The sequence below is a fragment of the Gemmata sp. genome (assembly GCF_051859125.1).
Lineage (GTDB): Bacteria > Planctomycetota > Planctomycetia > Gemmatales > Gemmataceae > Gemmata.
Window position 1 is genome coordinate 28,110 of record NZ_JBHYGG010000212.1, and the last position, 13,366, is coordinate 41,475.

The 13,366-nt window shown below is 69.2% G+C and carries 12 protein-coding genes; 6 read left to right on the forward strand and 6 right to left on the reverse strand.

Translation table 11 applies throughout. The annotated features are described in order from the left end of the window. Position 1: 1 nt before the first annotated feature. Entirely contained in the window at positions 2–1,399 is a 1,398-nt protein-coding gene (locus ACTIGN_RS17665; RefSeq protein ID WP_439626172.1) for an FAD/NAD(P)-binding protein, read from the reverse strand. Positions 1,400–2,296: 897 nt separating this feature from the next. Between ACTIGN_RS17665 and ACTIGN_RS17670 the strand changes: the two genes are divergently transcribed. Then, on the forward strand, positions 2,297–2,458 hold the full coding sequence (locus tag ACTIGN_RS17670) for a lmo0937 family membrane protein (RefSeq protein ID WP_439626174.1): 162 nt from the start codon (positions 2,297–2,299) through the stop codon (positions 2,456–2,458). A 177-nt stretch (positions 2,459–2,635) separates the two neighbouring features. Here ACTIGN_RS17670 and ACTIGN_RS17675 read toward each other — a convergent pair whose 3' ends face one another. Beyond that, positions 2,636–2,980 carry a hypothetical protein gene (locus tag ACTIGN_RS17675; RefSeq protein WP_439626175.1) on the reverse strand — a complete coding sequence of 115 codons (345 nt, stop codon included), beginning with the start codon at positions 2,978–2,980 and terminating at the stop codon, positions 2,636–2,638. 360 nt (positions 2,981–3,340) lie between these two features. Here ACTIGN_RS17675 and ACTIGN_RS17680 point away from each other — a divergent pair, with 360 nt between their 5' ends. Next, on the forward strand, positions 3,341–4,813 hold the full coding sequence (locus ACTIGN_RS17680) for a protein adenylyltransferase SelO (protein ID WP_439626177.1): 1,473 nt from the start codon (positions 3,341–3,343) through the stop codon (positions 4,811–4,813). Positions 4,814–4,940: 127 nt separating this feature from the next. Here ACTIGN_RS17680 and ACTIGN_RS17685 read toward each other — a convergent pair whose 3' ends face one another. After that, positions 4,941–5,948: a hypothetical protein gene (locus ACTIGN_RS17685; RefSeq protein WP_439626179.1), complete on the reverse strand. Its 1,008-nt coding sequence runs from the start codon at positions 5,946–5,948 to the stop codon at positions 4,941–4,943. Positions 5,949–6,206: 258 nt separating this feature from the next. Between ACTIGN_RS17685 and rdgB the strand changes: the two genes are divergently transcribed. The 3 genes from rdgB to ACTIGN_RS17700 all read left to right on the forward strand — a co-directional run bounded on the left by rdgB (position 6,207) and on the right by ACTIGN_RS17700 (position 8,159). Further along, complete coding sequence (gene rdgB / locus ACTIGN_RS17690) at positions 6,207–6,815, forward strand: RdgB/HAM1 family non-canonical purine NTP pyrophosphatase (protein WP_439626181.1); 609 nt, start codon at positions 6,207–6,209, stop codon at positions 6,813–6,815. A gap of 69 nt (positions 6,816–6,884) precedes the next feature. After that, a complete protein-coding gene (locus ACTIGN_RS17695) occupies positions 6,885–7,856 on the forward strand; it encodes a site-specific tyrosine recombinase (protein WP_439626183.1) in 972 nt (323 codons plus the stop codon). A 3-nt stretch (positions 7,857–7,859) separates the two neighbouring features. Then, positions 7,860–8,159 carry a DUF167 domain-containing protein gene (locus tag ACTIGN_RS17700; protein WP_439626185.1) on the forward strand — a complete coding sequence of 100 codons (300 nt, stop codon included), beginning with the start codon at positions 7,860–7,862 and terminating at the stop codon, positions 8,157–8,159. Positions 8,160–8,784: 625 nt separating this feature from the next. Here ACTIGN_RS17700 and ACTIGN_RS17705 read toward each other — a convergent pair. From ACTIGN_RS17705 to ACTIGN_RS17715, 3 genes are all read right to left on the reverse strand, one after another. Then, positions 8,785–10,320 (reverse strand): lipopolysaccharide biosynthesis protein, encoded by a 1,536-nt coding sequence (locus tag ACTIGN_RS17705; protein ID WP_439626187.1) that lies wholly within the window; start codon positions 10,318–10,320, stop codon positions 8,785–8,787. 172 nt (positions 10,321–10,492) lie between these two features. Beyond that, complete coding sequence (recA, locus tag ACTIGN_RS17710) at positions 10,493–11,653, reverse strand: recombinase RecA (protein ID WP_439626189.1); 1,161 nt, start codon at positions 11,651–11,653, stop codon at positions 10,493–10,495. Positions 11,654–11,881: 228 nt separating this feature from the next. Further along, positions 11,882–12,403 (reverse strand): hypothetical protein, encoded by a 522-nt coding sequence (locus tag ACTIGN_RS17715; RefSeq protein WP_439626191.1) that lies wholly within the window; start codon positions 12,401–12,403, stop codon positions 11,882–11,884. Positions 12,404–12,465: 62 nt separating this feature from the next. Here ACTIGN_RS17715 and uppP point away from each other — a divergent pair, with 62 nt between their 5' ends. Continuing rightward, positions 12,466–13,347, forward strand: coding sequence for an undecaprenyl-diphosphatase UppP (gene uppP, locus ACTIGN_RS17720; protein ID WP_439626193.1), 882 nt, complete (start codon positions 12,466–12,468; stop codon positions 13,345–13,347). The last annotated feature ends 19 nt before the right edge of the window (positions 13,348–13,366 follow it).

A 13,366-nucleotide genomic window follows, 5' to 3' on the forward strand; every position in this document is an offset into this window, starting at 1 on the left:
CTCACACCGCCGCGCGGCGCTCGCCGATCGAGTCGAGGAGCGCGTGCGCCACGTGCTGGGCCTGCACGCGGAGTTCCGGGACCGCGGTCCCCTCGCCGTCGCGGGCCCGGACCAGCGGGCCGACGTAGTACAGCACCGGCGACGCCTTCCCGGTCGCGCCCAGAGGTTTCCCGTCCGCAGCCACCTCGATCCCCAGCCCCAGCGGGTCCGGCTGGGCCAGTCCCCGGCGGAACAGGTCTTCGAGGAGCGCGTCCCCGGCCGCGCGTACGTCGGTCGCCGGGCCGGTGCAGTTCACGACCGCCCCCACCGACACACACTCAACAGAGTCCGTCCCCCGCGGGCCGAAACTCACTTCGGCGCTGCCGCCAACGTCCTTCGCTCCAAGCAACCGACACGGCCGGACCCGGAGCCAGCCCTGCTGTCGGAGCCGATCGACGCCGTCCCAGATTTCGGGCGCGGTGCGGTGCCGGTGGACGTCCCAGTAGGGCCGCAGGTGCCGCAGGAACTTCGCCCGCTCGTTCGCTTCGAGCCGCTGCCAGATCGCGGGAGTGATCGGTCGCAACGAGTCGAGTACCTGCCGCCAGTCGCCGCCGGCCATCGAGACGGCCCGGACCTGCTGGCGGACCGCACGGGCGAGCGCGACGACCGTGCCGGCCGCCTCGATCCCCGGCGGCCGGTGGGCGGGCTCGGCGGGCGGAACCGCGGGGTCGTGCGGTCGCGGCAGCAGCCCGCGGCGCGACACCGCGAGTGCGCCGGGGACGCCGCGGGCGTGGAGGTCGAGGGCGACGTCGTACATCGTCAGCCCGGTTCCCACGAGCAGCACGGGCGCGCCACGGGGCACCGCGTCGAGCGCGCCGGGCTTCCACGGGTCGCGGACGTACCGCGGCGACGCGAGGAACGCCCCGGGCAGCCCCGGCGGGTGGGTCGGCGGGTAGTTGCCGACGGCGAGGACGACGCGATCGGCCCGGATGCGCTCGCCGAACTCGGTGGTGACCGTGACGCCGTCCGGCCCCGGTTCGACGGACCGGACCCCCGCGACGACCTGCTCCAGCGCGTTGGGCGCTCCGCCGGCGACGGCGGCCGTGAGGGTGTCTTCGAGGTACTCACCGTAGACCGACCGGCGGACGAACGTGGCCGGCGTGACCGCCGGGTCGCGGGCGCTCGCGAACCGGGCGAAGTGGCCGGGGTCGTCGGGGTACGCCGACATGCGGCCCGCAGGGACGTTGAGGAGGTGGGCGGCCGAGTTGGTGCCGTAGGCGACGCCGCGGGCGAACACGCCGGAGCGGTTGACCATCACCACGCGGACGGGGGCCGCGGCCCGCGCCCTGAGCAGGTGCGCGGCGGTCATGACGCCGCTGAACCCGGCCCCCACCACGGCCACCGTGAACGACTCGTGCATCGCGTCGGCCTCCTTACCCTCGTGCGCGGGTCCGGTTCCCGCGAGCTCGGGCGGCCCCCATCATCGCGACCGGGCCGCGGGTCTGTCCACCCAAGTTCGGGCGAAGCGAATCGAGGTGACAAAGTGGGAGCCCCGGGCGGTTCTTGAAGCCGCGGTCGTCGCGGTCAGATTGGACCCCGCCACGGTCCCTTCTCGCGCAGCGTACCGCCACTCACCCGGGTTCCCTGGGGCCGTCGCTCCGCCAATTGCCGACGCCAAGTCATCCGTACGGCGGGTGGATCCTCCAGTTCGTCCTGGTGGATGGTCGGCGGGTCGGTCCAGCGAGAAGTCCGGGCGTGCCACCCGAATCCGGACCGAAGTGGGTGATACCAAGTCCGATGGAACCGGAACCGTGGTGCGGGTCCGAGCCGGAGCGCCGAGCGAGGAGCAACGTGAACCCTCGCTCGGCGCTCCGGCTCGGACCAATACGCATCCAACAGATCCGGGATGAGCTGTCGCGCGTCGTTGTGGTGCGGTGCGAGAATGGTTCCGGGCGACTCACCCACCCCACGTTCGGAACCATTTATTGAGGTCCGGAACCAACGTTTCAGGTCCGGAACCATTCCATTCTTCCGGAAGAAACTACGTTGGAGTGCTCGCCCGGTGGACGCACCACACCGGACTCCCGTGCCGCACCGGCCATCGGGCGAGTCAGTCGGGTACGACAGCGTCGAAATGCGAATGGCGGATCTGTGGCGTCAACCCGTGCTGACGGTCCGGCATGCGCCGCCCGTCCTGCCGCCGCGGTCCGACGGGGTCGCAACTTTTCCGCGGTTCCAGGGCGGAGGCGGGACGCGGGGGCGATAAAGGGAGCGGATGCCGCACCCCGCGGCCGAGTCGCGAACCGTGGAGTCAGACATGCCCCGCTATGCGCTGGAAACCGTCATCCTCGTCCTCGTCCTCCTGTGGCTGCTGGGGGCGTTCATTGCTCCGGTGGGTAGCGACCTGATCCACTTACTGCTGGTCATCATCCTGGTGGTCGTGGTGGTCCGCCTCCTCCAGGGCCGCCGGGTTCTCTGACGGCCGCACCCGCGGCGGGCGAAGACCGGGGAACCCGAGACGTGAACGACCTCGACGGTGACCACGAGGACCGACCTCTGGCACCGCCGAGGAAGCGTACGGTCCCGGTGCGACGCCCGGGGCGTGTGGGGCAATCCGGCAACATTTCGGCCAGAACCTCGGCCGACGCGGGCGGTGCTACCCGGCCCTGGCCGCCATGTGCTGCTGGGTCGGCTGCCACCAGCGGAGGAAGTGGGGGTGCCAGGCGGAGGACACGAACCCGGCCACCCGGGCCTCCCCGCTCAGGTAGATGGTGGCCTCAACAGCGTACTCTCGCACGTCCCCGCTCTCCCGCCGCAGCGTAACCGTGACGTCCGTCACGGTGGCGGACGGGTAGTCCTTGGCCACCTGCGCGCGGGCCTGCTCGCCCGCCCGCGACCGGTCGGTCACGTCCCGGTAGAAGAACATCGCGATCCCAACCCCCAGGTAGAGGATCACGCCCGAGACCACGCACGCCCAGAGGCCGGTCAGGAACTTTCGCACGGCGGGTCGCTCGCGGTTGTGGTGTGGAGGTACGGCTCACCCGGTCCAGCCGGTCCCGGGGCGGTTCGCCGGGGCGGCAACTTAACAGCGTGCCCCGCCGGACTCAATAGCAGGGTACGCGTGACCCAAACGCACCCCGCCAGGCTCGGGACCGGTCCGCGGCCGGCGATGGGAGCCGCCCATTTCGGTCGCTCACGTGTGCGGCCCCGGTGCGCGACGGGGCACGTCGCGCCGAAGTGGGAACCGCGGCGAAGGGGCCGTGCCGGCTCTCGACTCGCGAAACTACGCCCGGGTGAATCCCCCCGCGTCATCGCACCCTCTATAAACTGGAAGCCTTTGTGCGCCTCACCTGGGGGATCGATGGCCACTTCGACGGCTACGACTGCGGAACACGGCACCGCCGGTTGGCGGTTCGACAACACCTACACGCGCCTCCCGGACGCGCTCTTCGCCCCGGCCGAACCAGCGAAGGTGCGAGCGCCGGCGCTCGTGGTCCTGAACCACGGTCTGGCCGCCGAACTCGGGCTCGACCTGAGCGCCCTACCGCCGGGGGCCGCGGCGGCACTGTTCGCGGGCCAGGACCTGCCCCCCGGCTCGCGGCCGATCGCCCAGGCGTACGCCGGCCACCAGTACGGCCACTTCACCATGCTCGGCGACGGCCGCGCCGTCCTCCTCGGCGAGCACCGCCGGCCCGACGGCCGGCTCGTGGACGTCCAGTTCAAGGGCTCGGGGCGGACGCGGTTCTCCCGCGGCGGCGACGGGCGGGCGGCCCTGGGGCCGATGCTCCGTGAGTACGTGATCAGCGAGGCGATGGCCGCGCTGGGCGTTCCCACCACGCGCAGCCTGGCGGTCGTCACCACCGGCGAGCCGGTGTACCGGGACGGGACCAAGAAGGGGGCGGTCCTCACCCGCGTGGCCGCCAGCCACGTGCGGGTCGGCACGTTCGAGTACGCGGCCCGCCGGGACCCGGACGCCCTGCGGGCCCTGGCCGATTACGCCGTCGAGCGGCACTACCCGGACCTGGCCCACGCCCCGCACAAGTACCTGGAACTCCTCCGTGCGACGAGCGACCGCCAGGCCGCCCTCGTGGCCCGGTGGCAACTCGTCGGGTTCGTCCACGGGGTGCTGAACACCGACAACACGGCGATCTCCGGGGAGACGATCGACTACGGCCCGTGCGCGTTCATGAACGCCTACGACCCGGACACCGTGTTCAGCTCGATCGACAGCGGCGGGCGGTACGCCTACGGCAACCAGCCGAACATCGTGCAGTGGAACCTGGCCCGCTTCGCCGAGACCCTGCTGCCCCTCATCGGCACCGAGCCGGAGGAGGCGGTCGCGGCGGCCACGGGGGTGCTGAACGAGTTCCCGTCCCGGTTCGAGGGGTACTGGCTCGCCGGGATGCGCCAGAAACTGGGGCTGCGGACCCACGAGGACGGCGACGCCGAACTGGCCCAGGCCTTGCTGGACTGGATGTACGCGGCGCGGGCCGACTTCACCAACACGTTCCGCGACCTGTCGGCGGGCGGCCCGCCGGCCGGCGAACGGTACCAGGACGAGGGGTTCCGAGCGTGGTACGCCCGCTGGCAGCAGCGGCTCGGGCCGGCCGGGGGCCCGGCGTACGAACTGATGCGGAGCGCAAACCCGGTTGTCGTCCCGCGGAACCACCGGGTGGAGGAAGCGCTGTCCGCCGCCGAGGATCGGGACGACCTGTCGGTGCTGCACCGGTTGGTCGAGGTCCTCCGGACGCCGTACGAGGACCGCCCGGGGCTGGAAGGGTTCAAGGAGCCGCCGGCCGACGAGTGCGGCTACCGGACGTTCTGCGGGACGTGAGCCGGGTCCGGTCCCGATGAACCGGGACTCGCACACCCGGGAGGTGCGCGGGGTCCCGGTAGGAACGCGAACGGGCCGGGGGCACAACTGCCCCCGGCCCGTCGGTTTATCACAATTCACGGTGCGGTCAGTTCTCGGGGTTGATGATCTTGCCGATGTCGGCCCCGGCGACCTTGCCGCTCACGGTCACGTCCTTGTTCTTCGAGCCAGTCTTCACGCTCTCGAGGATGCCGGTCAGCGGCTTGAGGCGGGGGTCGGCGGCCCCGGCGAACTGGGCCAGCGGCTTGACCTGCTTCATCAGGTCGTCGAGCGCGTTACGCATGTCGTTGGCCGCGTCCTCGTCCTTCATGCCGATGACCACGTCGAGGTTGATGTCGGCCCCGATCTTCACGGTCACGGTCACGGCCTCCATCGCCGGGAGCACCTTCTCGAACTTGTCGAGCTTGACCGGCAGGTTGCCGCCGCCCGGGAGCTTGACCTCGTCGAGCTTGCCCTTGAGGAGGGAGACGGCGACGACCGAGGCCTTGGCGTCGGCCCTCTGGATCAGGTCGGCGAGTTCCTTCTTGAGCGGGGCCGGCTTGCTCGCGGCGTCGGCGGCCAGGGCCGCGGTGATGAGCTTCTTCTCGCTGGCGGCGACGACCGTCTTGTCATTCACCACGGTCGCGTACATCGGCGGCTGGCCGTTGTCCGGCTGGACCTTGAACATGACGGTGGCGCCGTCCTTCACCATCTGGAACTTGTCGCCGTTGGTCTTCGCGGCGGCCTCGGCCGTCTTGTACATCTTCTCGGCGTCGAACGTGCCGTGGACGATGAGGATGTACTTGGCCTCGGCCTGGTTGCCGAACTTGGTCTCCATCGACGCGGCCACGATCGTGTCGACGTCCTTGAGCGGGTCCAGGCCGAGGTCGGTCAGGAGCTTCTTGGCGTCCTGGCCGTCGAGGGTCTGCTTGATCTGCTCGAGGGCGTACTTCTTGACGATCTCGGAGTCGAGGATCTGCTTCAGGTTGACGATGGCGACCAGGTCGGACTCGGGGGGCAGGAGCTTGTCCGGCTCCGCGGCGCGGGCGGTCGGGGCGGACGCGAGCGCACCGACCACCAGGGCGGCACCCAGGAGCGTGCGGGACAGACGAGTCATGGAAAGGTCCTTTTTCGGAAGATTACTCGGCCGCCGGCGCTCCGGCCGGTCCACGGCCCCGGCGTATTGTACCCGGGCGAGCGGCCGACAGTTTCGCCGAATTCCGCCCCGCGTTCCAGCCGAGTTGCGCCGCACAGCTTCCGCAGCCGGAACGCGAGGCAGAGTTTCGCGCCGCCCCCGCCGCGCCGCGCCCGATCCGCATTCCCGCCGCGCCCCGAACGGCGGATAATGTCCGTGACCCGCCTTCGGAGTCCCGCCATGCTCCGCCTCGTGCTCGGCAGCCGCAACAAGAAGAAGCTCGGGGAAATGGTCGAGCTGCTCGCCGACCTCCCCGTCGAGGTAACCGACCTGACGCCGTACCCCGACGCGCCGCCCGTCGAGGAGACGGCCGGCTCGTTCGTCGGGAACGCGACGCTCAAGGCGACGCAACTCGCGCCCGTCCTCGGCCAGTGGGTGATCGGCGAGGACAGCGGCCTGTGCGTGCCGGCGCTCGGCGGCGACCCGGGGGTCGATTCCGCCCTCTACGCCGGCACCCACGGCGACGACGCGGCCAACAACGCCAAGCTCCTCCACGAGATGGCGAACCTCACGGGCGACGCGCGGGCCGCGTACTACATCAGCACGGCGGTGCTTTCCGACCCGACGGGCAAGGTGGTCGCGCAGGTCGAGGGCCGGTGCCACGGCGTCATCGTGGACGCCCTCCGCGGGGCGGGCGGGTTCGGGTACGACCCGCTGTTCCTCGTGCCCGAGTTCGGCAAGACGTTCGGCGAACTCCCGCCCGAGGTGAAGCGGGCGATGAGCCACCGGGCGATGGCGTTCCAGCAACTGCGGCCGGTGATCGAGCGCATCCTGGCGGTTGGTGGGTAGCGGGGTGTGGCGCGCGCCCGACGCCGTCCTCCCAACGCCCCACACCCGACTCCCAACACCCGGCACGACATGTCATTCGCCGAACTCAACTCCGACATCGCGGCGTTCCGGCACTACCTGCAATCGGAGCGGGGGATGTCGGACAACACCGTTCAGGCCTACGGCCGCGACCTGGACCGGTTCGTGCGGTGGTGCGGGCTGGTGCGGTTCACCGAGTACACCACGCCGACGCTCAAGGACCTCGGCCGCTACCTCGCGTTCCTGCACGACGAGCAGCTCGCCGCGCCGAGCGTCGCGCGGCACCTCGTCTCGCTCAAGATGTTCTACCGCTTCCTGCGGCTCGAAGAGCGCGCCGACGCGGCGGCCGTGGACCTGCTCGGCTCGCCGAAGCTGTGGGAGCGCATCCCGCAGGTGCTGCCGCCGCACGCCGTCGAGGAGCTGCTAAACGCCCCGCAACCCGGCGACCGCTTCTTCCTCCGCGACCGGGCGATCCTCGAAACGATGTACGCGACCGGGTGCCGGGCGTCGGAGGTGGTGGGCCTGAAGATCGCCGACGTGTACCTCGACGCGGGGTTCCTGCGGGCGTTCGGGAAGGGCAAGAAGCAGCGCGTGGTGCCGCTCGGCCGCCCGGCGATCGCGGCGATCCGCGCGTACCTCGGAGAAGGGGCGACGACCGGCGGGCGTCAGTCCCCCGGTTCCTCGCCCGACGAGGCGTCCCCGAACCTGTTCACGAGCAAGACCGGGCGGCCGCTGACGCGGATCTTCCTGTGGGCGCTCGTGAAGAAGTACTGCAAGCGGGCCGGGCTGCCGGCGAAGGTGAGCCCGCACACGCTGCGGCACAGCTTCGCGACGCACGTCCTCGCGGGCGGGGCGGACCTCCGCACGGTGCAGGAAATGCTCGGCCACGCCTCGATCCAGACGACGCAGCACTACACGCACGTCGACCGCGACCGCCTCAAGGCGATCCACCGCCAGTTCCACCCCCGCGGGGGCCGACCGACCGACCCACCGCCCCCCGACGGCACCGCAAAGGCGGGGTGAGCCATGCCCATCACGATCACGGCCCACGCGGAGGGCGCCACGCTCGCAGTTCGCGCACAGCCCGGCGCGAAGCGGAACGCGGTTCTGGGCGAGCAGGCCGGCGCGCTGAAGGTCGCGGTGACCGCCCCGCCCGAGGACGGCCGCGCCAACGCGGCCCTCACCGACCTGCTCCGCGACTGGCTCGGCCTGAAGCGCTCACAGGTCGAGCTGATCTCCGGCGCAACCAACCGCAACAAGACGTTCCTGATCCGCGGCGTGACCCCGGAGGAGTTGGGCACACTCGTCGCGGCGAAGTTGGTGTGAATTGAGGAGGGAATTCACCTACTCATTTCAGCCATTTATGCGGACAGGCTTTCCGAAAGGGAGACAGGACACCGACGAGGCCGCCCGGCACGCGAGAATGTTGGCCGCGCTCCGAGACGCGCCGAAGCAACCGCTCGGGGCACTCGTCGGACCACCGCGCTGCAATCAGGATATCAATCATTCATCGCCGAATGAACTTTAGATAAAACTACTTGTCAATACTAAATTGAAGCCCGCCCCACACTTCATTCAATTATTGAATTGACACAGTGGGCCTCGAGTTCGTGATTAAATCGATCCTTGAAGTCATTATTGTGGGGTTGATAATGTGTAGCCCGAGTTTTCTAGCGTTGCCAGTTGGTGTGATTTTTTTGGGTTTTGCTAAGCCTATTCAGGACCACCAGATCCAGGTGGCACTTAGAATGGGATCGCGCAGTCTTGAGGCGTATTATCGGAGTCGTGTCTATCTTTGGGGTCTTAGGATGGCTGGGATAATGCTGATCGTGACATCGATAGTGCTTGCCATTTGGTAGCACACGTCACCACCGACTGCAACGGCTCGGTCCACACGCTGACCTACGACGTGCTGTGTGCCCTATCGGGAATGATGTCCGCTTTTGTGAGGTCAATCGGTGGTGAAATTGACTTCATCCAAGCGGGGTTTGCCTACCCTCAGCGCGGCGATAACGGAAGCCACCTGTGGGGCCAGCTCAACTGCTCCCGCCACGAGCGCGAACGGCACGAGCCCTGTCGCGATGCCGGTGGCGATGCCGAGCCAGGTGGGGTCGGCGGGGGTCACGAACCACCAGACGCACGCCGGGACGCAGGCCGCACACAGCGGGCGGAGCCAGCTCGTGAGCAGGTAGCGCATCGCACGCACTTCGAGGACGAAGCAGGCGTAGCCGATCACGAACAGGCAGAACAGCACGTTCGGCACCGCCACCGCCACCGCCACGCCGACCAGCCCGAACGGTCCCACCAATAGCAGGCTCAGTACGAGGTTCACACCGGCTTCCACCAGCGCGAGCCGCGAGAAGAGGCGCAGTTTGCCCATGCCGTAGAGGATGCGAGCGGCCACCGATTGCGCGACGCCGATCGTCAGCGTCGCCGAGAGCACCGCGACCGCCGGGAAGCAGTAGTCCGCGTACTCGGGGCCGCCCACCCAGCGCGTCAGGAACGGCCGCCCGAAGAACAGCATCCCGAGGTGGATCGGCAGCACGAGGTACAGCACCCACTTCGTCGCGTTCAACAGGACTGAGCGCACGCCGTCGAGGTCGCCCTTGGCCTCGCGCTCGCTGATTGCCGGCGTGAGCGTCGTCGTCGCAGAGCGGAGCAGGTTCTTCGCCAGTTCCACGAGCCGCGCCGCGATCGCATAGTGCGCCGCGGCCGCGACCGTCAGGAACCCGCCGACCACGATCGCGCCCGTCTGCACCGTGACCCGCCCGGCGAGCATCGCGAGGAACGCGTCGACGCTGTACCCCTTCACGCGGTGCAGCGTCTCGCGGTCCACGCTCCGGCGCGAGAGCCGCAGGCCGGGGAGGAAGCGGAACGCGAGCGCGGCCATTGCGGCGTGTTCGAGGAGGTTGGTGACCGTGAACACGACCGCGAGCGGCCACAGCCCCGGCCGCGTCTCCACGACGTACACGATCCCGCCGACCCGCAGCAACAGGAACGCGAGCCGCACGGCGCTCTTCACCGCGTACCGCTGCAACCCGTCAAGGATCGAGGGGAACACGCTGAGCGGGAGGGTGGCGGCAAGGTTCGCGAGCATCAGCAGCATGAACGGCGCGACGTCGCCGGCCTCGCCGAGCTTTCGCTCCAGGCCGGGCGCGACGAACGGCGTGACCGCGCCGCCGATCACCAGGACCCCGAGCGCCGCGAGCGAGAAGATGACGAGGCACGCCGAGACGAGCTTGTTCAACTCGGTTCGCTCGCCGGTCGCGTGGAACTTCGCCACGAACCGCACGAGGCACGCCGCGATGCCGAGGTCAAAAAGGGTGAAGTACGCGAGGACCGACTCGACGACGCACCAGACGCCGTAGCGGCCGTCGCCGAGGTGCCGGATCAGGTACGGGGCGAGGAAGAAGCTGACGGCGAGGGCGAGCGCGAACGCGGCCCAGTTCGTGGCCGCTCCGAGGAACAGCGAGCGCTTGGCGGACATGCGAACTTCCTTGTTCGAGCAGCGGAAGCGATGGAACGCGGATGACGCGGATGAAAGACAGGATAAAGAAGATCAGACGAGGCCTCAGTTCCAAGAACGGGTCTCGTCTGATCGGTACTCAATCCTGTCTTTCATCCGCGTCATCCGCGTTCCATCGCTTGTAATCGATTCTCTATTCGGCCTGCTTCTCGGCGGCGGCCTTGCCGCGCTTCTTCTTCGCGGGCTGCTCCTCGGGCGCTTCGCCGAGTTCGGCGAGTGCGGCGGCGGCCTCGGCCTCCTCCTTCGCGGCGGCCTCCAGCTCCGCGGCGTCGGCGGCCTTCGGCTTCCGCTTCTCCAGGATCGCCGCCGCGAGTTCCTCGCGGGCCGCCTGGTTGTCGCGGAGGTACTGCACCGCGTTCGCCTCGCCGTGGCCGATCTGCTGGCCCTTGTAGCTGAACCGCGCGCCGCTCGCCTTCTCGATCAGCTCGTCCTCGATGGCGAGCTTCAGCAGGTCGCCCTCGTAGTTGATCCCGCGGTCGTGCAGGATCTCGAACTCGGCGTTGCGGAACGGCGGGGCGATCTTGTTCTTCACCACCCGCACCCGGGTCTCGGCCCCGATCGTCTCGTCCCCGTCCTTGACGTGGGTGACCCGCTTCACCTCCATCCGCACGCTCGCGTAGAACTTCAGCGCCAGCCCGCCGGTCGTCGTGTTCGGGTCGCCGTACATCACGCCGATCTTCTGCCGGATCTGGTTGATGAACAGCAGGCACGTCTTGCTCTTGTTGATGACCGGCGTCAGGATCCGCATCGCCTGACTCATAAGCCGGGCCTGCAACCCGACCTTCGTGTCGCCGATCTCGCTGTCCTGGATCTCGTTCTTGGGCACGAGGGCCGCGACCGAGTCCACGACGATGAGGTCGACCGCCCCGGACTTGATGAGCATCTCGGCGATCCGCAAGCCTTCTTCGCCGTACCCCGGCTGCGAGACGAGCAACTCGTCGAGGTTCACGCCGATCCGCTTGGCCCACGTCGGATCGAGAGCGTGCTCGGCGTCGATGAACGCGGCCACGCCGCCGTTCTTCTGGACCTGCGCGACGGCGTGCAGCGCGACGGTCGTCTTGCCACTGGCCTCGGCCCCGTAGATCTCGACCACGCGGCCGCGGGGCAGGCCCTTGCCGCCGAGCGCGATGTCGAGCGACAGCGACCCCGTCGAGATGCCCTCGATGTCGTCGACGTTGATGTCGCCGAGCGACATGATCGCGCCCTTACCGAACTCCTTCTCGATGGCCGCGAGCGCCGTCTTGAGTTCCTTGTTGTCCTTACCCTCCCGCTTGTCCTTTTCCTTCTCGGCCATCGTAAGCCCCCTCTTCGGCTCTGGGTTGTGAGTGGTTGCGCCGCGGTGTTTTGGAGTGTGTGCGTCGCAACGGGGTGGAGTCTACCCCGGACGCGGGGTGCGGGGGAATGTCAGCAGCATCACGGAAGGGAATTTAACCACAGAGCCACAAGAACCCAGTGCTTCCGCACCGGGCTAAAGACGCCGGCCCCTCCGGGGCGGGAACCCGGAACCGGGGACTGGTGCTCTTCACCCCCGTAGGGGGTCGGCGTCTTTAGCCCGGTGCGGAAGCACTGGGGCACGTTTTCGCCCACGGAGCCACCAGTACGCGGCCGACGCCAGCAGGAGCCCGCCGACGCCGACCCACAGGCCGAGCGTCTGGTCCGGCCGCCACCCGCGGTACTCGGTCGGCGCGGCGTCAGGGGCCGCCGCGGTCGCCGGGGCCGGGCCGACCACTTCGAACGGCACGCGGTCGCGGTGCCCGATGGCGACGGCCTTTGCGGTGTACTTCCCGGGGCCGGGGCGGGGCAGGCGGCACACGCCGCGCTCGTCCGTCTTGCCCTCGGCGATGATGTACTGCTCCGCGTCGATGAGCGTGACGGTCGCGGCCTCGGCCGGCGCGTCGTCGTCGAACCCGGCTTCGAGAACGACCACGGTCGGTTCGTCGGGCGGCAGCTTCACGACCAGCCGCAGGTCGTGGGCGAGTGCAGCGGCGGGCGACAACGCGACGGCCGCGAGTGACAGAAGTAGAACGAGAAGGCGCGTTCGCATGGCGAGTTCCGGTGTGACGATCCCGATAATCATCATACCGAATCCGCGGCCCGGAGGCAGGCATGTCGGTGTGGGAAGCGGTCCTCCTCGGGGTGGTGCAGGGGCTCACGGAGTTCCTGCCGATCAGCAGCACGGCCCACCTGCTCGTCGCCCGCAAGCTGCTCGGCCACGCGCACCCGGAAGACGCCTTCACCGTCGTCATCCAGCTCGGCACGCTCGCCGCCGTGTTCGTCTACTTCCGGGCCGACGTCGCTCGCCTGCTCGCGGGGTTGTGGAGCGACGTGCGCTCACGCACGCTCGCCAGCACGCCCGATTCGCGGACCGGGTGGCTCATCGTGCTGGGCACGGTGCCGGCGGTGGCGGTCGGGTTCGCGCTCCAGAAGTGGCTGAAGGCGACGTTCTTCAACCTGCCGTCGATCGCGGTGGTGTCGATCGCGTTCGCACTGCTGATGGCCGCGGCCGAGTGGTGGTCGGCGCGACGGCTGCGGCTCGGACTAGCCGCGAAGGTTGAGGCCGACCTGACGTGGCGCGAGGCGCTGTGGGTCGGGCTGTGGCAGGCGTGCGCGCTGATGCCGGGCGGGTCGCGGTCGGGGACGACGATCTCCGGCGGGCTGTTCGCCGGGCTAACGCGTGCGACCGCGGCCCGGTTCTCGTTCCTGCTGTCGCTGCCGGTGATCCTCGGTGCGGGGCTGAAGGAACTGCTCGACGAGTACAAGAAGCTCGCCGCCCCGAAGCCCGACGAGCCGGTGAGCCTGTTCGCGTCGGGCGACGCCGTCGCGGCGCTGGCGGTGGGCACGGTCGTGTCGGCGGCGGTGGGCTACCTCGCGATCGCGTTCCTGATGCGGTTCCTCCAGTTCCACACGATGACGGTGTTCGTCGTGTACCGCCTCGCCCTCGCCGCCGTCATCCTGACGCTCCTCGCTGCGGGGGTAGTGGGCGGGTAGAACCAAGCGATGGCACGCG